The organism is Aquabacterium soli, from assembly GCF_003933735.1.
Taxonomy (GTDB): domain Bacteria; phylum Pseudomonadota; class Gammaproteobacteria; order Burkholderiales; family Burkholderiaceae_C; genus Aquabacterium; species Aquabacterium soli.
Genome location: NZ_RSED01000013.1, coordinates 50,807 through 71,431 on the forward strand (window position 1 = coordinate 50,807; position 20,625 = coordinate 71,431).

General features: G+C 67.1%; 14 protein-coding genes. 8 read left to right on the forward strand and 6 right to left on the reverse strand.

The genetic code is table 11. The features are described from left to right. Positions 1 to 48: 48 nt before the first annotated feature. From EIP75_RS16335 to EIP75_RS16355, 5 genes are all read left to right on the forward strand, one after another. Positions 49 to 1,329, forward strand: a complete 1,281-nt coding sequence (locus EIP75_RS16335) for an efflux RND transporter periplasmic adaptor subunit (protein WP_125244347.1) — start codon at positions 49 to 51, stop codon at positions 1,327 to 1,329. Next, a complete protein-coding gene (locus EIP75_RS16340) occupies positions 1,326 to 2,042 on the forward strand; it encodes an ABC transporter ATP-binding protein (protein ID WP_125244348.1) in 717 nt (238 codons plus the stop codon). Before EIP75_RS16335 ends, EIP75_RS16340 begins: the two co-directional genes overlap by 4 nt. A 12-nt stretch (positions 2,043 to 2,054) precedes the next feature. After that, the gene (locus EIP75_RS16345; RefSeq protein WP_125244349.1) at positions 2,055 to 3,215 is read left to right on the forward strand and encodes an ABC transporter permease; all 1,161 of its coding nucleotides are present in this window, start codon (positions 2,055 to 2,057) and stop codon (positions 3,213 to 3,215) included. Between the two features lie 10 nt (positions 3,216 to 3,225). Next, positions 3,226 to 4,395: an ABC transporter permease gene (locus EIP75_RS16350; protein WP_125244350.1), complete on the forward strand. Its 1,170-nt coding sequence runs from the start codon at positions 3,226 to 3,228 to the stop codon at positions 4,393 to 4,395. Between the two features lie 134 nt (positions 4,396 to 4,529). Then, the gene (locus EIP75_RS16355) at positions 4,530 to 5,432 is read left to right on the forward strand and encodes a fumarylacetoacetate hydrolase family protein (RefSeq protein WP_125244351.1); all 903 of its coding nucleotides are present in this window, start codon (positions 4,530 to 4,532) and stop codon (positions 5,430 to 5,432) included. 14 nt (positions 5,433 to 5,446) lie between these two features. Here the strand turns inward: EIP75_RS16355 and EIP75_RS16360 are convergent, their stop codons facing one another. Then, positions 5,447 to 6,091 carry a TetR/AcrR family transcriptional regulator gene (locus tag EIP75_RS16360; protein WP_125244352.1) on the reverse strand — a complete coding sequence of 215 codons (645 nt, stop codon included), beginning with the start codon at positions 6,089 to 6,091 and terminating at the stop codon, positions 5,447 to 5,449. Between the two features lie 127 nt (positions 6,092 to 6,218). Between EIP75_RS16360 and EIP75_RS16365 the strand changes: the two genes are divergently transcribed. Next, positions 6,219 to 7,211, forward strand: a complete 993-nt coding sequence (locus tag EIP75_RS16365) for an alpha/beta hydrolase (RefSeq protein WP_158622880.1) — start codon at positions 6,219 to 6,221, stop codon at positions 7,209 to 7,211. On the opposite strand, the gene EIP75_RS16370 is transcribed toward EIP75_RS16365, so the two are convergent. Both EIP75_RS16370 and EIP75_RS16375 read right to left on the reverse strand, forming a co-directional pair. Then, positions 7,189 to 8,100: a GGDEF domain-containing protein gene (locus tag EIP75_RS16370; protein WP_125244354.1), complete on the reverse strand. Its 912-nt coding sequence runs from the start codon at positions 8,098 to 8,100 to the stop codon at positions 7,189 to 7,191. The two genes, EIP75_RS16365 and EIP75_RS16370, sit on opposite strands and share 23 nt — an antisense overlap. Further along, the gene (locus EIP75_RS16375) at positions 8,097 to 9,230 is read right to left on the reverse strand and encodes a GGDEF domain-containing protein (RefSeq protein ID WP_125244355.1); all 1,134 of its coding nucleotides are present in this window, start codon (positions 9,228 to 9,230) and stop codon (positions 8,097 to 8,099) included. The genes EIP75_RS16370 and EIP75_RS16375 overlap by 4 nt, the downstream gene beginning before the upstream one ends. 151 nt (positions 9,231 to 9,381) lie before the next feature. Here EIP75_RS16375 and uvrA point away from each other — a divergent pair, with 151 nt between their 5' ends. Both uvrA and EIP75_RS16385 read left to right on the forward strand, forming a co-directional pair. Continuing rightward, complete coding sequence (gene uvrA / locus EIP75_RS16380) at positions 9,382 to 12,300, forward strand: excinuclease ABC subunit UvrA (RefSeq protein ID WP_125244356.1); 2,919 nt, start codon at positions 9,382 to 9,384, stop codon at positions 12,298 to 12,300. A gap of 104 nt (positions 12,301 to 12,404) precedes the next feature. Beyond that, positions 12,405 to 14,069, forward strand: a complete 1,665-nt coding sequence (locus tag EIP75_RS16385) for a hybrid sensor histidine kinase/response regulator (protein WP_125244357.1) — start codon at positions 12,405 to 12,407, stop codon at positions 14,067 to 14,069. Positions 14,070 to 14,084: 15 nt separating this feature from the next. Here the strand turns inward: EIP75_RS16385 and EIP75_RS16390 are convergent, their stop codons facing one another. The 3 genes from EIP75_RS16390 to metH all read right to left on the reverse strand — a co-directional run bounded on the left by EIP75_RS16390 (position 14,085) and on the right by metH (position 20,568). Beyond that, positions 14,085 to 15,692 (reverse strand): DUF1501 domain-containing protein, encoded by a 1,608-nt coding sequence (locus EIP75_RS16390; protein ID WP_125244358.1) that lies wholly within the window; start codon positions 15,690 to 15,692, stop codon positions 14,085 to 14,087. 10 nt (positions 15,693 to 15,702) lie between these two features. Continuing rightward, a complete protein-coding gene (locus EIP75_RS16395; RefSeq protein ID WP_125244359.1) occupies positions 15,703 to 17,532 on the reverse strand; it encodes a DUF1800 domain-containing protein in 1,830 nt (609 codons plus the stop codon). 234 nt (positions 17,533 to 17,766) lie between these two features. Then, on the reverse strand, positions 17,767 to 20,568 hold the full coding sequence (gene metH, locus EIP75_RS16400) for a methionine synthase (RefSeq protein ID WP_125244360.1): 2,802 nt from the start codon (positions 20,566 to 20,568) through the stop codon (positions 17,767 to 17,769). Between the last annotated feature and the right edge of the window lie 57 nt (positions 20,569 to 20,625).

The window sequence follows — 20,625 nt, forward strand, 5'->3', positions numbered from 1 at the left end:
ACCCATGGCCCACAATCGGTGTTTTCGCACTTTGTTCATGACACCGCCATGGCCGAGCCCGCGCCGCCTTCGTCTTCTTCCAAGACCGCCTCTCCCGCCTTGTCGCAACTGCGCATCGACCGTGGTGGCGCGTCGGCCAACCGACGGCGTGGCCCGCACTGGGGCCTCTGGGCGACCGGGGCCATCGTCGTGGCGGCAGGGGCCGCCTGGCTGCTGTCGCCACGCGCCGTGCCGGTGCAGACGGCCGCGGTGGTCTCGACCACGCCGTCCCAGCAGTATGTGGAACTGACCGCCTCAGGCTACGTGGTGGCGCAGCGCCGTGCGGCGGTGGCCTCCAAGGCCACGGGCCGGCTGGTGGAGCTGATGGTGCGTGAGGGTTCCAAGGTCAAGAAGGGCGAGATCATCGCGCGGCTCGATGCCAGCGATGTGCAGGCCGCCATCGCCGCGGCCGAAGCCGGGGTGCGCCAGGCCGAGGCGGGCCTGCGCCAGGCCCAGGTCGAAAGCACCAATGCCCAGGCCGAGTTGGTGCGCAGCAAGGGCCTGCAGGCCCAGGGTTTCATCTCGCCACAGGCGGTCGACACCGTGCAGACGCGGGCCAATGCGGCCCAGGCCAGCGTGGCGGCGGCGCAGGCCTCGATCGCGGCCGCGCAGGCGCAGCGCAAGGTGCAGCAGGTCAACCAGGATTTCACCGAGATCCGCGCGCCCTTCGACGGGGTGGTGCTGGTCAAGAACGCCAACGTGGGCGACATCATCACGCCGTTCTCCAACGCGGCCGGCTCGCAGGGCGCCGTGCTGACCATGGCCGACATGAGCACCCTGGAGGTCGAGGCCGACGTGTCCGAGAGCAGCCTGGGCAAGGCCCGCATCGGCCAGCCGGTGGAGATCGTGCTCGATGCGCTGCCCAATGTGCGCTTCCGTGGCACGGTGGGGGGCATCGTGCCCACGGTGGACCGCGCCAAGGCCACGGTGATGACCAAGATCCGCTTCGACCAGCTCGACCCGCGCGTGCTGCCCGAGATGAGCGCCAAGGTCAGCTTCCTGTCGCGCCCGGTCAGCGACGCCGACCAGAAGCCCGTGCTGGGCGTGAACGCGCAGGCCGTGGTCGAGCGCGAGGGCGGCAAGGCCGTGTGGCGCATCACGACCACTGGCCCGGCCGATGCGCCGGTGATGACGGCCTCGCCCGTGGCCGTGAAGACCGGCCGCATCATCGGCGAGGTGCTGGAGATCACGCCCGTGACTGCCGACGCGATCAAGTCGGGCGACAAGGTGGTGCTGGCGCCGCCATCGAAGCTGCGCGAAGGCGCCACCGTCAAGCAGGCCGAGAAATGAGCATGCCGGGCGATGCATTGATCCGCATCCGCGGCCTGAGCAAGTCGTACCAACGGGGCGACCAGCACATCCCCGTGCTGGAAGACATCCACCTGGACGTTCAGGCCGGCGAGTTCGTCGCGCTGATGGGCCCCAGCGGCTCGGGCAAGAGCACCTTGCTCAACCTGATCGCGGGCATCGACCAGCCGACGTCGGGGCGCATCGAGATCGGCGGCGTGGACATCGCCACCCTGGGCGAGGGTGCGCTGGCCGACTGGCGTGCCAGCCACGTGGGCTTCATCTTCCAGTTCTACAACCTGATGCCGGTGCTCACGGCCTTCGAGAACGTGGAGCTGCCGCTGCTGCTCACAGGCCTGTCGCGCCGCCAGCGGCACGAGCACGTGGCCGCGGCGCTGGACATGGTGCGCCTGAGCGATCGTGTGGACCACTACCCCAATGAGTTGTCAGGCGGGCAGCAGCAGCGCGTGGCCATCGCCCGCGCGCTGGTGGCCGACCCCGCCCTGATCGTGGCCGACGAGCCCACAGGCGATCTGGACCGCACCACAGGGCAGGAGGTGCTCAACCTGCTGCAGCAGTTGCAGAGTGATCTGGGCAAGACCATCGTGATGGTGACGCACGATCCGAAAGCCGCCTCGCGCGCCGGCCGCCTGATCCACCTGGAGAAGGGGGTGCTGGTGCCCGACGACGAGATGCCCCATCAGGCCGGACACTGAACGCGCAGCGCCATGTTCCTGTTCAAGCTGCTGTTGCGCAACGCCTTCAGGCACCGCCTGCGCACCCTGCTGACCATGGTGGGGCTGGTGGTGGCCATCTGCGCCTTCGGGCTGCTGCGCACGGTGGTCGACGCCTGGTACGCGGGCGTGGATGCGTCATCCAGCGCACGGCTGGTGACACGCAGCGCGATCTCGCTGACCTTTCCGCTGCCGCTGAACTACGCCGAACGCATCCGCGCAGTGGAAGGCGTGAAAGCCATCTCCTGGGCCAACTGGTTCGGCGGCATCTACATCACAGAGCGCAACTTCTTCGCGCAGTTCGCGGTGGACCCGGAGAGCTACCTCAAGCTCTACCCCGAGTTCCAGCTCACGGACAGGGAGAAGGCCGAGTTCCTGCGGGATCGCCAGGGTTGCGTGGTCGGCCGCAAGCTGGCGGCCAAGTTCGGCTGGAAGGTGGGCGACACCGTGTCGCTGCGCGGCACGATCTACCCGGGCACCTGGAGTTTCACCATCCGCGGCATCTACCAGGGCCAGGATGCCAAGACGGACGAGCAGCAGATGTTCATCCACTGGAAGCGGCTGTCCGAGGCCGTGCGCGTGAGCGGCGCGCGCAGCAGCGCCGACTACGTGGGCGTGTACATCGTCGGCATCCACAACCCCGATGACGCACCGCAGGTGTCCCGGCGCATCGACACCCTGTTCCACAACTCGCTGGCCGAAACGCTCACCGAAACCGAGAAGGCCTTCCAGCTCAGCTTCGTGTCCATGAGCGAGGCCATCCTGCTGGCCGTGCAGGCCGTGAGCTTCATCATCATCCTGATCATCATGGCCGTGATGGCCAACACGATGACGATGACCGCGCGCGAACGCCTGGCCGAGTACGCCACGCTCAAGGCGCTGGGCTTCAGTCCGGGCTTCGTGGTGCGGTTGCTGTTCGGAGAAAGCCTGCTGATCGCGCTGATCGGCGGCGGGCTGGGCGTGGCGGCCACCTTCCCGGTGGCCAAGGCCTTCGTGGGCGCGGTGGGCACCTTGTTCCCCGTGTTCAATGTGTCGGCCACCACGCTGGCGCTGCAGGTGCTGGCCTGCGTGGTGGTGGGCGTGGTGGCGGCGGCGTGGCCGGCGTGGAAGATGTCGCGCATCGACATCGTTCAGGGCCTGAGGCACGTGGCATGAGGCGGCCGGCATGAAGACGCTGCCCTGGAGCTACATCGCCCGCAACCTGTGGGTGCGCCGCGTGACCACCTTGCTCACGGCTGGCGGCATGGCGCTGGTGGTCTATGTGTTCGCCACAGTGCTGATGATGAGCGAGGGCATCCGCGCCACGCTGGTGGCCACGGGCCAGCCCGACAACGTGATCGTGCTGCGCAAGGGCGCGGGCGCCGAGATCAACTCGCTGATCTCACGCGACCAGGCCGCCGTGATCGAGAGCCTGCCCGGCATGGCCACCGATGGGGACGGGCGCCGCCTGGTGTCGCGTGAACCGGTGGTGCTCAACACGCTGCCCAAGCGCGCCAGCGGCAAGCCCAGCAATGTCACGGTGCGTGGCACATCGCTCTCCGGGCTGGCGCTGCGGCCCCAGGTTCACTTCGTTCAGGGACGCATGTTCCGGCCCGGCACCAGCGAGATCGTGACCGGCCGCGCCGTGGCTTCGGGCTTCGCCGGTGCGGGCCTGGGCGAGACCTTGCGTTTCGCCGGCCGTGACTGGACGGTGGTGGGCGTGTTCGACGCGGGTGGCAGCGGCTTCGATTCGGAGATCTGGGGCGATGCCGACCAGATGATGCAGGCCTTCAGGCGGCAGGTGTTCTCCAGCATGGTGTTCCGGCTGGCCGATCCCTCGGCCTTCGACGAGCTCAAGGCATCGATCGAGAAAGACCCACGGCTCACGCTGGAGGCCAAGCCCGAGCGCCAGTTCTATGCCGAACAGTCGGAAGCCCTGGCCACCTTCATCCGCATCCTGGGCCTGTCGCTGTCGATCATCTTCTCGGTCGGGGCCATCGTGGGCGCGATGATCACGATGTTCGCTTCGGTGGCCTCGCGCGTGGGTGAGATCGGCACGCTGCGCGCGCTGGGTTTCAGACGCGGCGCGGTGCTGTCGGCGTTCATGGCCGAATCGCTGCTGCTCTCACTGGTGGGCGGGGTGATGGGGCTGGCGGCGGCCTCGCTGATGCAGACGGTCAACATCTCCACGGTGAACTTCCAGACCTTCTCCGAGCTGGCCTTCCAGTTCCGCCTCACGCCCGGGATCGTTGTGCAGACCCTGGTGTTCGCGCTGGTGATGGGCCTGCTGGGCGGCTTCGTGCCGGCCTGGCGCGCCGCCCGGCTCAAGATCGTGGATTGCCTGCGTGAAGCCTGAACAGAACGCTCAAGCGCATGGCCAGCCTGGTGCATGCCTCGCACAGCCGGCGTACGATGCCCCCGTGCTGCCCATCGCTCGGCACATCGCATCGAGCGCTGCCTCATGATGGCGGCGCTTTCAGGAGAACATGGATGAGATTGGTGAGTTTCCAGGGGACCGCCTCAGGCGCCATCGAGGTGGGTGTGCTGGCGGATGATGAAAGCGTGGTGTCGCTGCACCGGGCCCTGCCCACGGGCCTGCTGGCTGCACACGAAGGCATGCCCGACGTGATCGCGCGTTGGCCACGGTTGCAGCCGCATGTGCAGACCTTGCTGGGCCAGGCCCCGCATGTCCGCCTGTCCGAGGTGCACTTGCTGGCGCCCGTGCCGCGTCCGCCCAAGCTGCTGGCCATCGGCCTGAACTACCTGGACCACGTCAACGAAAAGATCGTGGGTGATCAGGGCCACGAGGGTCGCGCCTTGCCCGAGCACCAGCTGTGGTTCACCAAGCTGGGCCATGCCATCAACGGCCCCTACGACGACATCGTGCTGCCCAAGGTGTCCGAGCGCACCGACTACGAGGCCGAGCTGGTGGCCGTGATCGGCCAGCGCTGCAAGCATGTGCCGCGCGAACGCGCACACGAGGTGGTGTTCGGCTACTGTGTGGGCAACGACGTGTCCGTGCGTGATTGGCAGAAGCGTACCTCTCAGTGGACGCTGGGCAAATCCTTCGACACGCACGCGCCTTTCGGCCCCTGGCTGACCACGGCCGACGAGTTGGGCGGTGATCCGCACGCGCTGGACCTGCGCTGCTGGGTCAATGGCGAGTTGCGCCAGCAGAGCAACACCAGCCTGATGATCCACGACGTGTGGGCACAGATCGCGCTGCTCAGCCAGGCGATGACGCTGGAGCCGGGCGACGTGATCTACACCGGCACCTGCAGCGGCGTGGGCGCGGCCTTCGATCCGCCCAAGTTCCTGCGCGCGGGTGATGTGGTGCGTGTGGAGATCGACAAGCTGGGCGCCATCGAGGCGCGTTGCGTGGACGAGGCCTGAGTCGTCAGCCCGGTTCAGCCCGCATCGCCAGTCAGACGGTGCTCCAGCGGGATCAGTGATTCCAGCACGGCCTGCACGAAGGCGGTGACCGTGGGTGTGAGCTCGGTCAACCGGTCGGCGCGGCCTTCTTCCACCGCCTGCAGGATCAGCTCGGTGATGCCGCCCACCACGGCCATGGCCAGGGTGGGATCCAGCGGGCGCTTGTGAGGCTCGCGCAGGCGGGCGATGTCCACCTGCATGCGCAGAAAGTCGGCGAAGGTGCGCTGCACGCTGCGCCGGGCCTGCAGGCCAGCCGGCCCCAGGGCATACAACTCGATGAACAGCGTGCGCAGCAGGGCAGGCTGGGCCTGCAGGTTGCCCAGGTAGCTGCGCGTGACCTGTTCCAGCTGCTGCACCCAGTCGGCCTCGTGGTCGTAGCCGGCGGCGATCACGGCCAGGGTTTGCTGGCTCATCGTGTCGCACAGCGCCAGCAGGCAGGCTTCCTTGCTTTCGAACTGCTCGTAGAAGGTGCGCTTGGACACGTGCGCGCGCGCCACCACATCGGCCACGGTGGTGTCGGCATAGGCCTTCTCGGCCAGGGTGGCGGCCATGGCCTCGATCAGCCGCAGGCGTTGCGGGGGCGAAGCGGTGGCAGCAGGGGAGGGCGCGTCGGCGGTCATCAGGCCCTGATGGTACTTGACCGTACCTGCGCGGCGCTGGTACCCTTGCGTACCGAATTGGTACTCAAGGGTACCAATGATCGACACCCAAAGTAGAAGATCGAAGCGTTACCGAGGAGTCGCCACCATGATCCAGATCACCCGTCCAGTCCGCCTGGCCTTGTCCGCCACCTTGCTGGCTGGCGCCGCCGGGGGCCTGCATGCCCAGAGCGCGGCGGCCGCCGCCACGGCGCACACCACCGTGCCCATCACCTTCCCCTGCCAGGCCACCACCTGCGACGGCGAACTGTGGCTGCCGGTGGGCGCCGCCAAGCCACCCGTGATCCTGATGGCCCATGGTTTCGGCGCGCTCAGGGACTGGGGCCTCAAGCCCTATGCCGAGCGCTTCGTGCAGGCCGGCTTCGCGGTGCTCCGATTCGATTACCGTGGCTTCGGCAAGAGCGGCGGCCAGCCGCGCCGCGTGGTCGACGGCAAGGCGCACATCAAGGATTGGTCCAGCGCCATCGACGCGGTGCGCCAGCGCAGCGATGTCGACGGCAAGCGCCTGGGCATCTGGGGCTCTTCTTACAGCGGTGGGCAGGTGCTGCAGGTGGCGGCCGACCGGCCCGAGGCCGTCAAGGCCGTGAGCGCGCAGGTGCCCTTCGTCAGCGGGTTCCAGAGCAGCCTGACCTTCCCGCTGAAGTACCAGCCCGTGGCGGGCTGGTACGCGCTGCGCGATCTGATGCGCAGCGACAACGAGACGCCCCTGTACGTGCCCACCATCGCGGCCGGGCAGTTTTCCGCCTTGATCTGCCCCGAGTGCGCCGAGGGCTACAAGAAGCTGGTGCCCCCCGGCACACCGGAATCCGAGAACCAGGTGGCGGCCCGCGTGTTCCTGAGCCTGCCCTTCTTTGCCCCGGGCCGCGCGGCCGACCGCATCCAGGCGCCTACGCTGATCGTGGCATCAGAGAAGGACGGGCTTATCCCGGTCAAGGGTGTGCGCGAAGTGGCGGCCAAGCTCAAGCGCGGCGAGTACCTGGAGCTGGCCGGGGCCGATCACTTCTCGCCCTACACCGGCCCGGTGTTCGAGCAGGTGGTGGCACGCCAGACGGCCTTCTTCAAGAAAGCGTTGCTGGATTGAAATGACCCGTGACGGTGCGGTCCCGGCCTTCGTGCTTGGCCCGCAGCAGGGCGTGGCGGGCACGCGTCAGCGTGGCGTCCATGTCCTCGCCTTCCTGCCACACTACCAGGCCGGCCGAGAAGGTCACCTTCACGCCCAGGCGCGCGACGCTCAGGTCCTGTCCGGCCAGCCGGTCGCGCAGCCGCTCCAGGCCCAGCAGAGCCTGTTCGGGCTCGGTGTCGGTGAACAGCACCAGCAGTTCTTCGCCGCCCCAGCGCCCGATCACATCGGTCTGCCGGAACACCTCGGTGGCGATGCGCGACACGGCCACCAGCGCCTCGTCGCCCACGGCATGGCCGAAACGCTCGTTGACGCGCTGGAACTGGTCCAGGTCGATCAGCCCCAGGCTCATGGGCAGGTCGGCGCGTTCCGACCGCTTGGCGTGCTGGTTCATCAGCTCCGTCATGTGGCGGGTGTTGAACAGGCCGGTGAGCGGATCGCGGGTGGCCAGCTGTTCCATGCGGGCCAGCGTGGTCGCCATGGTGCTCTGCTGCTCGCTGAGCTCTTCGTGCTTCACGCTGAAGTGGTGGATGGCCTGGCCCAGCACCAGCATGAACAGGCAGGCCAGCAGGCCATTGGTGCCATCGCGCACGGAGTCGAAGCCTTGCGTGCCGGTGCTCCACAGGCCGAGCATGGCCAGCGCCAGCAGGCCGCAGGCCGACAGGCTCACGGTGGTGACCTGGCGCGGTGAATGGGTGAACAGGCCCAGCGCCACGGCCAGGCACAGCAGCTGCAGCGCGGCGTTTCGCGCCAGCGGTACTGCGGCATAGATGACCACGATCACCACGATGGCGCCCAGCAGGGCCCCCACGGGCAAACGTCGTTCAGACGGGGGATCGGATGTGATCATGAAGACACCACCTGGTTGCGGCCGTTCGCCTTTGCCGTGCGCAAGGCCTGTTCGGCCCGCTCCAGCATCTGGTGGATGGTTTCTCCCGTGCGGTAGCGTGTGACCCCGGCCGAGCAGTTCACAGGCACCCAACGACCTTCACGGTAGAAACCGAGCTTGGTGTACAGCTTTTCCTTCAGGCGCTCCAGCGAGCGTGCGCCGCCAGCCAGGTCCGTTTCCGGCATCAGCACCATGAACTCTTCGCCGCCCCAGCGACCCATCACGTCGGACGCCCGCAGGTGCGCAGTGGACAGGTGGCCGACCTGGCGCAGCACCTCGTCGGCGCGGGCGCGGCCCAGCTCCTGGTTGATGCGCTCGAAGTGGTCCAGGTCGAGCAGGGCGATGCTGAACTGCCGGCCCTGACGCGAATGGCGCAGGATCTCCACGTCCAGCAGGTGCAGCATGTGGCGGTGGTTGGCCAGGCCGGTCAGGGCATCCTTGGTGGTCAGTGTTTCCAGCCGGGCCAGGGTCTGCCGCAGTTCGGTGCGCTGGCGGGCATGGGTCTGCAGGACGGCATGGGCCCGCGAGGCCACGGCGGCCAGGGCGGGCAAGCCCAGGGCGGCCACGCCCAGGTCCACAGCCTCCTGCGCCAGGTTCAGGCCCTGCAGCGAGAGCAGCGCCATCATCGCGGCGGCCATCGACAGCACCACCAGCAGCGCCCCCGCGCTGACCAGGGTCTGGCGGGGCGTGAGGCGGTGCATGCCGTGCACCAGCACCACAGCGGCCAGTGGGAGCAGGGCACCACGGCCCAGGTCCACACGCACATACGCCAGCGCGATGCCCAGCAGCCCAAGGGCCACCAGCGGCATCGTCAGCGCCGGGTCCTCGAATTTGGCGGACCACCCGCTGCGGATCAAGGCGATGCCAGCGGCCAGCACCACCACGTCGTAGGCCAGCAAGGGGGCCATGTCCTCCAGTGTCACGAGCCCGAACACGACCCCCAGGGCGCGCGCCAGGTCGAGGGCCAGGAACAGCGCGCCCACCCGCAGCAGGCGCGTCAGCCAGAGACGTTGTTCGGGCGCGTCGCCCAGCAGCCAGTCTGCCCAGTGCGGGGCGGAGGGGCTGGCTGGCGCGAAAACGGCTGTGTCCATGGGAAGCGCGGTGCGGGAGCGTGGATTTCCTGTTTTCGGAGTGTGAGGCCCCGGACTTGAGTGCCTCAGGGGCAAACACCTGACCGGGTTTCCCCCAGCGTCCGACGTATGATGGTCGGTTGCCTTGCCAGATTCGACAGTGCGCCCGACGATGCCCCGCCCCGACACCCCTCCTGTTTCCGCGCCCGCCCCAGCGCCTTCCCCCAAGGGCGAGGCGCCGACCATCCAGATCCGTGGGGCGCGCACCCACAATCTGAAAAACATCGACCTTGATCTGCCACGCCACCAGCTGGTCGTGATCACCGGGCTGTCGGGATCGGGCAAGTCCAGCCTGGCTTTCGACACGCTGTACGCCGAAGGCCAGCGCCGCTATGTGGAAAGCCTGAGCGCCTACGCCCGCCAGTTCCTGCAGCTGATGGACAAGCCCGATGTCGACGTGATCGAGGGCCTGTCGCCCGCGATCAGCATCGAGCAGAAGGCCACCAGCCACAACCCGCGATCCACCGTCGGCACCGTCACCGAGATCCACGACTACCTGCGCCTGCTCTACGCCCGCGCGGGCACCCCCTTCTGCCCGGACCACGCCATCCCGCTGCAGGCCCAGAGCGTGAGCCAGATGGTCGACGCCGTGCTGGCCCTGCCCGAGGACACCAAGCTGATGATCCTGGCGCCCGTGCTGCGCGACCGCAAGGGCGAGCACGCCGAGCTGTTCGCGGAGATGCAGTCGCAGGGCTATGTGCGCTTCCGCATCGATGGCCAGATCACCGAGGTGGCCGATCTCAAGCCCCTGGTCAAGAACGAGAAGCACGACATCGACGTCGTGATCGACCGGGTGAAGGTCAAGGCCGACATCACCCAGCGCCTGGCCGAAAGCTTCGAAGCCGCCCTGCGCATGGCCGATGGCCGTGCGCTGGCGCTGGAGATGGACACCGGCAAGGAGCACCTGTTTTCGGCCAAGTTCGCCTGCCCGGTGTGCAGCTACTCGCTGGCCGAACTCGAGCCGCGCCTGTTCTCGTTCAACTCGCCCGTGGGGGCCTGTCCCAGCTGCGACGGCCTGGGACAGGTCATCGCCTTCGACCCGCAGCGCGTGGTGGCCTTCCCCAGCCTCAGCCTGGGCAGCGGCGCCGTCAAAGGCTGGGACCGCCGCAACCCCTACACCTACTCGTTGCTGCAAAGCCTGGGCAAGCACTACGGTGTCGACATCGAAGAGCCCTTCGAAGAGCTGCCGCCCGATTTCCAGCAGGTGATCCTGCACGGCTCGGCCCCGGTCGAGATCGAGTTCACCTACGAGGCCGACGGCCCCGCCGGCAAGAAGCGCAAGGTCAAGCGCACGCACGCCTTCGAAGGCATCATCCCCAACTTCGAACGGCGCTTCAAGGAGACGGACTCATCCGCCGTGCGTGAAGAACTGGGCCGCTACCAGCAGCCCAAGGCCTGCCCGGAGTGCGATGGCACTCGCCTGCGCCGCGAGGCCCGCCACGTCAAGCTGCACGACGCCGACACCGGCGAGACCCGTGCCATCTACGAGATCGGCCACAGCACCCTGGCCGAGGCCTTCCGCTACTTCGAAGGCCTGCACCTGGTGGGCGCCAAGGCCGAGATCGCCGCCAAGGTGGTGCACGAGATCCGCTCGCGCCTGCGCTTCCTGAACGACGTGGGCCTGAACTACCTCAGCCTGGACCGCAGCGCCGACACCCTGTCGGGCGGCGAGGCCCAGCGCATCCGCCTGGCCAGCCAGATCGGCTCGGGCCTCACGGGCGTGATGTATGTGCTCGACGAGCCCAGCATCGGCCTGCACCAGCGCGACAACGACCGCCTGATCGGCACGCTCAGGCACCTGCGCGACCTGGGCAACAGCGTGATCGTGGTCGAGCATGATGAAGACATGATCCGCGCCGCCGACCACGTGGTCGACATGGGCCCCGGAGCCGGCGTGCACGGAGGGCGCGTGCTGGCGCAGGGCACGCCCCAGCAGGTCACCGACAACGAGAACAGCCTGACCGGCCGCTACCTGGCCCAGGCGCTGCGCATCGAGGTGCCGGGCAAGCGCCACCCGCTGACGGACGAGACCCCGCGCCTGCGCATCGTCAACGCACGTGGCCACAACCTCAAGGGCGTCACGGCCGAGATCCCCGTGGGCCTGCTGACCTGCGTCACCGGCGTGTCCGGATCGGGCAAGTCCACCCTGGTCAACGACACGCTGTATGCCGCCGTGGCCCGCAAGCTCTACCAGAGCCACCTCGAGCCCGCACCGCACGACGAGATCGAAGGCCTGGAGCTGTTCGACAAGGTCATCAACGTCGACCAGTCTCCCATCGGCCGCACGCCGCGCAGCAACCCGGCCACCTACACGGGCCTGTTCACGCCCATCCGCGAGCTGTTCGCCGACGTGCCCACGGCCCGCGAGCGCGGCTACGGGGCAGGGCGCTTCTCCTTCAACGTGGCCGGTGGCCGCTGCGAGGCCTGCCAGGGCGACGGCGTCATCAAGGTGGAGATGCACTTCCTGCCCGACGTGTACGTGCCTTGCGACACCTGCCACGGCAAGCGCTACAACCGCGAGACGCTGGAGGTGCTCTACAAGGGCAAGAACATCCACGAGGTGCTCGACCTCACGGTGGAAGACGCCCTGGCCTTCTTCAGCGCCGTGCCTGCCATTGCCCGCAAGCTGCAGACCCTGATGGACGTCGGCCTGGGCTACATCCGCCTGGGCCAGAGCGCCACCACCCTGTCGGGCGGCGAGGCGCAGCGCGTCAAGCTGGGCCTGGAGTTGTCCAAGCGCGACACCGGCCGCACGCTGTACATCCTGGATGAGCCCACCACCGGGCTGCATTTTCACGACATCGCCTTGTTACTCAAGGTGTTACACCAGCTGCGCGACGCCGGCAATACCATCGTGGTCATCGAACACAATCTGGACGTGATCAAGACGGCCGACTGGCTGATCGACATGGGCCCGGAGGGGGGTTCCGGCGGTGGCCAGCTGCTGCTGGCCGGCACGCCCGAGGCCCTGGTCGAGCACCCGGGCAGCCACACCGGCCGTTACCTCAAGCCCTTGCTGGCCGGTCGCTGATCCATCCTCCGTGCTGACAGGTCTTTCCCCTGGCCTGTCCCCGCCGATTTGTGTCACAGTCAAGCGGGGGATGACAACAGCAGTAGCAGTATTGAGGAGAGCCCATGCCTGACAGGCCGACAGCCGGGCCGGGGGACGATCCCCGGGCGCTGAAGGAAGAAGTGGCGGCGCTGCGCGCGCAGATCGCCAACATGCAGACCGAACTGGAGGTGCTGGCCAGCCTCAGCCGAAACGTGCCGGGCGTGCTCTACGTGCTCGAACCGGATCACCGCGGGCTGCCCAGCGTCGTCTACTGCAGCGATGGCGTGCGCGACATCCTGGGCATCGCGCCCGACGAATGGAAGTCGAGCTTCGAGTCCGCTTACGAACACGTCTACCCCGCAGACCGCTCCATGGTCCGCGTGCTGTGTGAATCGGCCATGAAGGCATCCGACCCGGCCGAGTTCGAGTTCCGCGTGGTGCTGGGAGACAAGGGTGTGCGCACCGTGGCCGGCCGGGCCATGTCCGGCTGCCAGATCAACGGGCGCTTCGTGCGCGTGGGCTACATCCATGACGTCACCGAAGAAAAGCTCTACCGCAGCGCCACTGTGCAGGTGCAGGCGGCCGAGCAGGCCAGCGCCGCCAAATCAGAGTTCCTCTCGCGCATGAGCCATGAGCTGCGCACGCCGCTCAACGCCATCCTGGGCTTTGCCCAGTTGCTCAAGATGCCTGAAAGCGAGCCGCTCACCAGCGGCCAACGACAGAAGATCGAGGTGATGGAGCAGGCCGGACAGCATCTGCTGGCCGTGATCAACGACGTGCTGGATCTCTCGCGCATCGAATCAGGACGGTTGCCGCTGTCGCTGGAACCGGTGTCCAGCCGCGCTGCCTTCGAGCATGCGCTGGACCTGGTCGGCAGCCTGGCCGCCGAGAGCGGCGTGCACCTGCAGCCTTGCGATGAATGCGATGACCTGACCGTGCTGGCCGACCGCCTGCGGCTGCAGCAGGTGCTGGTCAACCTGCTGTCCAACGGCGTCAAGTACAACCGCCGGGGCGGCCATGTGCGTGTGCAGGCACGCCGCGAGGGCGAGCGCGTGATGCTGGAGGTCAGCGATACCGGCCGCGGCATGACCGAAGACCAGCAGGCTCACCTGTTCGAGCCCTTCAACCGCCTGGGTGCCGAGCAGACCGGCGTCGAGGGCTCGGGCATCGGTCTGGTCATCGTCAAGCGCCTGCTGCAGGTGATGGATGGCGACCTGGAGGTGCACAGCACGCCCGACGAAGGCACGCGCATGCGCTGCTGGCTGCCCGTGGCCACGGCCCCCGTGCTGGCGCGTCAGCCTCTGGCGGCCGACGAGCCGTCCCTCCTGGATGAGGGCATCGACGACCCCGACGGCCACCCCCGCCTGGAGGTGCTCTATGCCGAGGACAACCAGATCAACATCGACCTGGTCACCGAGATCCTGTCGCTGCTGCCCTGGTGCCGCGTGACGGTGGCGCACAACGGCACCGAAGCCCTGGCCGCCGTTCGCCGCCGCCGTCCCGACCTGCTGCTGCTGGACATGCAGCTGGGCGACATGAGCGGGTTCGACGTGGTGCGCCTGCTAGACCAGGATGTCGAGACCACGGGCATCCCCAGGGTGGCCCTGTCGGCCGACGCCATGCCCGACACCATCCGCCGTGCCCAGGCCTGGGGTTTCAAGGCCTACCTGACCAAGCCGCTGGACGTGACGCAGCTGATCTCGACGGTCGAACTGCTGTCGCAAGAGGTGGCGGCGGCACGAGCGTGAAGCGTCACGGGGACGTCACGTGGCCATGAAACCGAGATCGTGCGTGGATGAGTTGAAGTTGCCCAGGTTGGGCAGGATGCCACTGAGATCGCCGGCCGACAGGCCCATCCACTTACCGAGCGTGTAGGCGTACTGGTCCACCGAGGTCGATGGCAGCATGGCGCCGTTCTGCAGCAGGTCGGGACTGTCGTACTGGTTGTTGGTGTTGCCGGTGGCCAGTTGCGGGTAGGTGCCATACACCTCCCGGCCGTTCACCGCCCCACCCATGATGAGATGGTGGCTGCCCCAGCCATGGTCGGTGCCATCGCCGTTGTTGGCCAGGTTGCGGCCAAACTCTGACGCGGTGAAGGTGGTGACCTGATTGCGCATGTCGCCGCTGGGCATCTGGCCAAGCACGCGGTCGAAGTAGGCCAAGGCATGGTTCAGCTGTGCCATGCGCTCGCTGTGCTCCTGGTTCTGGATGGCGTGTGTGTCAAAGCCACCCAGTGTCACCATGAACACCTGGCGCCGCATGCCCAGGTTGCCTGTCCGGTTGGCATCGATCAGACGGGCCACCATCTGGAACTGCAATGCCAGGGAGTTGAAGCGCGCCGCGCCGGTGTTGGGGCTGAGGTAGCTCAGCATCGGGTCGATCCACGGATTGGCATTGCCAGGTGTGGCCCAGGGCGCGGAGCCGTTCGTGCTGCTCAGAGGCGGCAGGATGGGCCCGATCAGGGATTGAATGGCCATGCTGCGTTGCGCCACCGCTTGGTGGTCGGCCCAGAAGAGGTTGTCTGCCGTGCCGGTGCTCATCACCTCGGCCATGGCGCTGCGCAGCGAGGAACTGCCCAACACCGACCCCCAACCGCCCAGGTCGAGCAGCCCCATCGCGCCCACCTGCAAGGCCTGCACCTGTGCGCCCGACAACCAGATGCCATTGCTGCCAGGAGACAGGCAGGTGAAGGAGCGCTGTGCCAGCCCTGCCGCCGCGCCCAGCCCGGTGGCATTGCCCGACATCAGCAGGTCGCCCATGCGGCCGCCCCAACCATTGTCGGCACCTTCAGGCGAGAACGATTGCCAGGTCGATTGCTGGTCGTTGTGCGAGAACAGCTTGGCCGGCCGCGGTGCCACTTCACCGAGATACTCCGCCTTGGTCAGACGGCGCTTGAGCGGGCCCACGTTGGCCAGCACGGCCACGCGGCCAGCCTGATGAAGGCCTTGAACATCCGTCAGCAGCGGATGCATCGCGAACTGGCGTGATGCATGCGCCGCACGGCCCGAATGGCCGATGGGCAGAACACCGCCCAGACGTGCCGGCGAGCCGGCCTCTGCCTGGGTGTTGGCGGCCGTGCCCGCAGGCAGCAGGGCGATCGATGTGCCTGATCCGGCGGAGCCACGCGCCATCGGGTCGCGTTGGTTCACATAGTGTGTCCATGAGTCGCTGTCGGTGGGTACCACGGTGTTGTAGGCATCGTTGCCTCCCGCCAGGAACACACAGACCAAGGCCTTGTAGTCGCCCTGGGCGGCCTGGGCCGACGCGTGGCCCAGCATGGACAGGCTCATGCCCAGCGGGGCTGCAGCGCCCAGAGAACCCAGTGCGGCGGCGTGCCGCAGAAAGGCGCGGCGGCTGGCTTGTTGGCTCATGTTGATGACCTTATTGCTGGACGATGTAGGAGGGGGACAGTGCGATCAGCGCCACGGCGGCGGCGGCCCGCCGGCGCTTTTGCTGGTCGGTGCCGCGCGGCATCGCGCCCACGGCGGTGACCACGCGCTCGTTCAGGGCCCCGCTCAGCGTGCCTCCGACCAGGCGGCGCGCGGCTTCATCGACCAGCCGTTGCGGGCGGGCGCTGTCGCTGCCATCGTCCAGGGCTTGGAGCACACTGAGGTTGAACTGGATATCGGGCTTGCCGGTTTGTGGGTTGGTCTCGCCCCAACCTTGATCCAGGGCACTGGTGATGAAGTTGGCATAGCCGAGCACCGAGGTTTCATTGGTGATCTGCATTTCCGGGGCGACGAGTTGCAAGGTGCCCAACTGGCTGCGCGGAGGCTTGTAGCCAGGGCGGTAGAAGTTGAAGACCGAAGGCGAACGCATCGGTGTCTGACCCAGGGCGTAGGCGGGGTCGTCCGTGCTTGATGCGTAATAGAAGGGGGCTGCGTTCTGGGCAGATTGCAGCGTGCCGTACATCGTCGAGCTGTGTGGGATGGCGCGCAGCAGCTGGGTCATGCGAAGCACGGGCTCGCGCAGCTTGCCGTAGGTGGCCATGCTGACGGCCGTGGAGGGCGAGCGCGCCTCCGCATCCAGCAAGATGGCCTTGACCACGGAGCGCAGGTTGCCATTGCTGCCGCGGAACGCAGCGCTCACCCGCGCCACGTACGCGGGGCTCGGATTGCTGGTCACCAGGCGCTGGATCAGCTGTTTGCTGATGAAGGGCGCCGTGTTGGGGTGGGTGGCCAGGCGGTCCAGGGCCAGGCGCAGGCTGAGGGCCGGGTTGGCCGTCGTCTGCGCCGGGATGGTGATTCCCAGGAAGCGCTTCTCGCTGGTGGAGTGCGCCTCGGCGTAGCCGCTCATGGGCATCCTGCTCTGCAGGGAGAAGTCGTTGCACCCTGTCGAGGGCCAGAAGCAGCGCCACCATTCGGCGTTGTTGCCTGCCGGACGGTGCCAGCTCCAGCCTGTGAACACCTTGGCCAGACCGCGCACATCGTCAGAGGTGTAGGTTTCGACGGGCTGACCGTTGACCAGCTTGGGGCTGCCATCGTCGTTGAGTTCGTACAGGCCAATGGAGAACAGCTGCATCACTTCTCGCGCGAAGTTCTCGTCCGGGATACGGCCGCTGATCGGGTCTTCCTTGCGGTTCTGCAACGTCGAGAGGTACACGCCCATGGCTGGGTGCAGCGCCACGCCCTCCAGCAGCTCACGGTAGGAGCCGGTGCTGCGTTCGGTCAGCATGTCCATGTAGCTGGCTACCAGGCGGGCGTTGTCTGCCAATGTCGAGTCCATCGTCGACACCACGAAAATCTGCGACAGGGCATAGGCCACACGCTGGCGCAATTGGGCCGGATCCTGCACGGCATGGGTCCACCAGGTGTACGGAATGTCTTGCGCGCGCGCCTTGTCGGCATTCATCCTGGCGACCGATGCATCCACCGTGGCCACGTGCGAGACCGAGATGCCGGCGTCGAGCTGGGCATCGATCCAGCCTGCATAACCCAGGGACTGCACATTGGCCACGGAGGCTTGCGTGGCCCCGAAGCTCGCCTGAACGAGAAAGCGATGTGCGTCCCGTGCGCTGATGGCCGTGGTCTGGCCAGTGACGTTCGAGCCACTGCCACCTGATTCAGAGGCGGCTTGACCTGAGGTACTTCCGCCCGTGCTGGCGCTGCTTCCGCCGCCGCCACCACCGCCACCACCGCAGGCGCTGAGAACGCTCGCGGCCACTGCCGCGATCACCGCCATGCGCGCGGCAGCCCATCCCATCCACTTCATGCACGCCACCAATCCGAACAATCGACCCACTGAAACCCTGGGGCGTTCGTTCAAATTCTTGGGTACTGCCTAGTGAACGCCTCCGACCGGTATCGGCGCGATGCTCCGTGTTTTCAAGCAGTCCAGGGGTAACGTGCCGTGCGCTAAATCACGGCACACATCAAAGGTTTGGGTGACAAGTTGTAAGGCCCCGCGTGCTGTAGGAAGCACGCTGACAAAGCGGGCGAAAACGCCCTACAGATTGGGTGACAGAGCCCGTTCGGCTTCGGTGATGCTCAGGCCCGTGTGCTCGGCCCAGTCTTCCAGCTGATCACCGGAGATCTTGCCCACGTTGAAGTAATCGGCCTCGGGGTGGGCCATGTAGAAGCCACTCACGCTGGCCGCCGGCATCATCGCCAGGCTTTCCGTCAGGTGCATGTGCACATCGTGCGCATCGAGCACCTTGAACATCTCGCGCTTGACGGTGTGATCGGGGCAGGCCGGGTAACCCGGAGCCGGGCGGATGCCGCGGTACTGTTCCTTGATCAGCTCGGTGTTGCCCAGCTGCTCCTGCTCGGCATAGGCCCAGAACTCCTTGCGCACGCGCTCGTGCATGCGCTCGGCAAAGGCTTCGGCCAGGCGGTCGGCCAGGGCCTTGAGCATGATGGCGGAGTAGTCGTCATGGCGGGCCATGAACTCCGCTTCCTTCTTCTCGATGTTCAGGCCGGCCGTCACGGCGAACAGGCCGATGTAGTCGGGCTTGCCACCCGCATCAGTGCGCGGCGCGATGAAATCGGCCAGGCTGCGGTTGGGACGCCGCACGCCATTGACCACGGGGCGCTCGGTCTGCATGCGCAGCGGCGCCCACTTCATCAGCACCTCGCTGCGGGTCTCGTCGCGGTAGACCTCGATCACGTCGTCGTTGACGGTGTTGGCCGGGTACAGGGCGATCACGCCATGCGCCGCCAGCCAGCGGCCTTCCACGATCTTCTTGAGCATGGCCTGGGCGTCGGCGTAGACGCGCGTGGCTTCTTCACCCACCACCTCGTCCTTGAGGATGGCGGGGAAAGGACCGGCCAGGTCCCAGGTCTGGAAGAAGGGGCCCCAGTCGATGTAGGGGGCCAGCTCGCCCAGGTCGTAGTTCTTGAACACGCGCCGGCCCAGGAACTTGGGCGCCTCGGGCGTGTGGGCCGACCAGTCCACCGGCGTCTTGTTGGCGCGCGCCTCGGCCAGCGACACCATGGGCGTGGCCTTCTTGTTGGCGTGCTGCTGGCGCACTTTCTCGTAGTCGGCGTTCAGCTCGGCGATGTAGGCGGTCTGGCGCTCGGGGCTGAGCAGCTCGGAGCACACCCCCACGGCGCGCGACGCATCGGGCACGTACACCACCGGCCCGCTGAAGTTGGGCGCGATCTTCACGGCTGTGTGCACGCGCGAGCACGTGGCGCCGCCGATCAGCAGCGGCAACTGGCGCGTGCGGAAGTACTCGTCGCGCTCCATCTCGCCGGCCACGTACTGCATCTCTTCCAGGCTGGGCGTGATCAGGCCCGACAGGCCGATGATGTCGGCGCCTTCTTCCTTGGCCTTGGCCAGGATGTCGGCGCAGGGCACCATCACGCCCATGTTCACCACCTCGAAGTTGTTGCACTGCAGGACGACGGTGACGATGTTCTTGCCGATGTCGTGCACATCGCCCTTGACGGTGGCGATCACGATCTTGCCCTTGGCCTTGGCATCGCCGCCTGCCGCGATCAACTGCTTCTTCTCTTCTTCGATGTAGGGCAGCAGGTGGGCCACGGCCTGCTTCATCACGCGGGCGCTCTTGACCACCTGCGGCAGGAACATCTTGCCTGCGCCGAACAGATCGCCCACGGTGTTCATGCCGGCCATCAGCGGGCCTTCGATCACGTGCAGCGGGCGGCCACCGCCGGCCTTGATCTTCTGCCAGGCCTCTTCGGTGTCAAGCACGATGAAATCCGTGATGCCGTGCACCAGCGCGTGGCTCAGGCGGTGCTCCACGGTGGCCGGCTCTTCAGCCGTGCCGCGCCAAGCCAACTTGGCGCTGTCGTCCTTGGCCGTGCCCTTGACCTGTTCGGCAATCGCCAGCAGGCGCTCGGTGGGTGTCTGGCTGGTGTCGTCGCCCTCGCGGTAGATGGGCTGGCGATTGAGCACCACGTCTTCCACGCGCTCGCGCAGTTGTGCGTCGAGGTTGTCGTACACGCCGACCATGCCGGCGTTGACGATGCCCATGTCCATGCCTGCCTGGATGGCGTGGTACAGGAACACGGTGTGGATGGCCTCGCGCACCGGCTCGTTGCCGCGGAAGCTGAAGCTCACGTTCGACACGCCGCCGCTGATCTTGGCGCCCGGCAGGTTCTGCTTGATCCAGCGCGTGGCGTTGATGAAGTCGACCGCGTAGTTGTCGTGCTCTTCGATGCCGGTGGCCACGGCGAAGATGTTCGGGTCGAAGACGATGTCCTCGGGCGCGAAGCCCACCTCGTCGACCAGGATGCGGTAGGCGCGCTCGCAGATCTCGGTCTTGCGGGCGTAGGTGTCGGCCTGACCGACCTCGTCGAAGGCCATCACCACGCTGGCCGCGCCATAGCGCTTGATCAGGCGCGCCTGGCGCTTGAACTCGGCCTCGCCTTCCTTCAGCGAGATCGAGTTGACGATGCCCTTGCCCTGCACGCACTTGAGGCCCGCCTCGATCACGTCCCACTTGGACGAGTCGATCATGATGGGCACGCGCGCGATCTCCGGCTCGCCGGCGATCAGGTTCAGAAAGCGCACCATGGCCGCCTTGCTGTCCAGCATGGCCTCGTCCATGTTGATGTCGATGACCTGGGCGCCGTTCTCCACCTGCTGGCGGGCCACCGACAGCGCATCCTCGAAGCGGCCTTCCAGGATCATGCGGGCGAAGGCCTTGGAGCCCGTCACGTTGGTGCGCTCGCCCACGTTCACGAAGAGCGTACCCTGGCCGATGTGGACCGGCTCCAGGCCGGACAGGCGCATGGGGGGCGGGGTGGGAACAGCTTGAGAGGGCGAAGCGGGGACGGTCATCCGCCGATTTTACCGGGGAGGCGCCGGCCTTGCCGATCTTCCTTGGGGCCGCGTCTT

What these genes read in the sequence shown, in the direction of transcription:
- EIP75_RS16345 (WP_125244349.1), top strand. Translation starts at nt 2,055, where the DNA reads ATGTTCCTGTTCAAGCTGCTGTTGCGCAACGCCTTCAGGCACCGCCTG.
- EIP75_RS16385 (WP_125244357.1), top strand. Translation starts at nt 12,405, where the DNA reads ATGCCTGACAGGCCGACAGCCGGGCCGGGGGACGATCCCCGGGCGCTG.
- EIP75_RS16335 (WP_125244347.1), top strand. Translation starts at nt 49, where the DNA reads ATGGCCGAGCCCGCGCCGCCTTCGTCTTCTTCCAAGACCGCCTCTCCC.
- EIP75_RS16395 (WP_125244359.1), bottom strand. Translation starts at nt 17,532, where the DNA reads ATGAAGTGGATGGGATGGGCTGCCGCGCGCATGGCGGTGATCGCGGCA.
- metH (WP_125244360.1), bottom strand. Translation starts at nt 20,568, where the DNA reads ATGACCGTCCCCGCTTCGCCCTCTCAAGCTGTTCCCACCCCGCCCCCC.
- EIP75_RS16360 (WP_125244352.1), bottom strand. Translation starts at nt 6,091, where the DNA reads ATGACCGCCGACGCGCCCTCCCCTGCTGCCACCGCTTCGCCCCCGCAA.
- EIP75_RS16365 (WP_158622880.1), top strand. Translation starts at nt 6,219, where the DNA reads ATGATCCAGATCACCCGTCCAGTCCGCCTGGCCTTGTCCGCCACCTTG.
- EIP75_RS16390 (WP_125244358.1), bottom strand. Translation starts at nt 15,692, where the DNA reads ATGAGCCAACAAGCCAGCCGCCGCGCCTTTCTGCGGCACGCCGCCGCA.
- EIP75_RS16355 (WP_125244351.1), top strand. Translation starts at nt 4,530, where the DNA reads ATGAGATTGGTGAGTTTCCAGGGGACCGCCTCAGGCGCCATCGAGGTG.
- EIP75_RS16375 (WP_125244355.1), bottom strand. Translation starts at nt 9,230, where the DNA reads ATGGACACAGCCGTTTTCGCGCCAGCCAGCCCCTCCGCCCCGCACTGG.
- EIP75_RS16350 (WP_125244350.1), top strand. Translation starts at nt 3,226, where the DNA reads ATGAAGACGCTGCCCTGGAGCTACATCGCCCGCAACCTGTGGGTGCGC.
- EIP75_RS16340 (WP_125244348.1), top strand. Translation starts at nt 1,326, where the DNA reads ATGAGCATGCCGGGCGATGCATTGATCCGCATCCGCGGCCTGAGCAAG.
- EIP75_RS16370 (WP_125244354.1), bottom strand. Translation starts at nt 8,100, where the DNA reads ATGATCACATCCGATCCCCCGTCTGAACGACGTTTGCCCGTGGGGGCC.
- uvrA (WP_125244356.1), top strand. Translation starts at nt 9,382, where the DNA reads ATGCCCCGCCCCGACACCCCTCCTGTTTCCGCGCCCGCCCCAGCGCCT.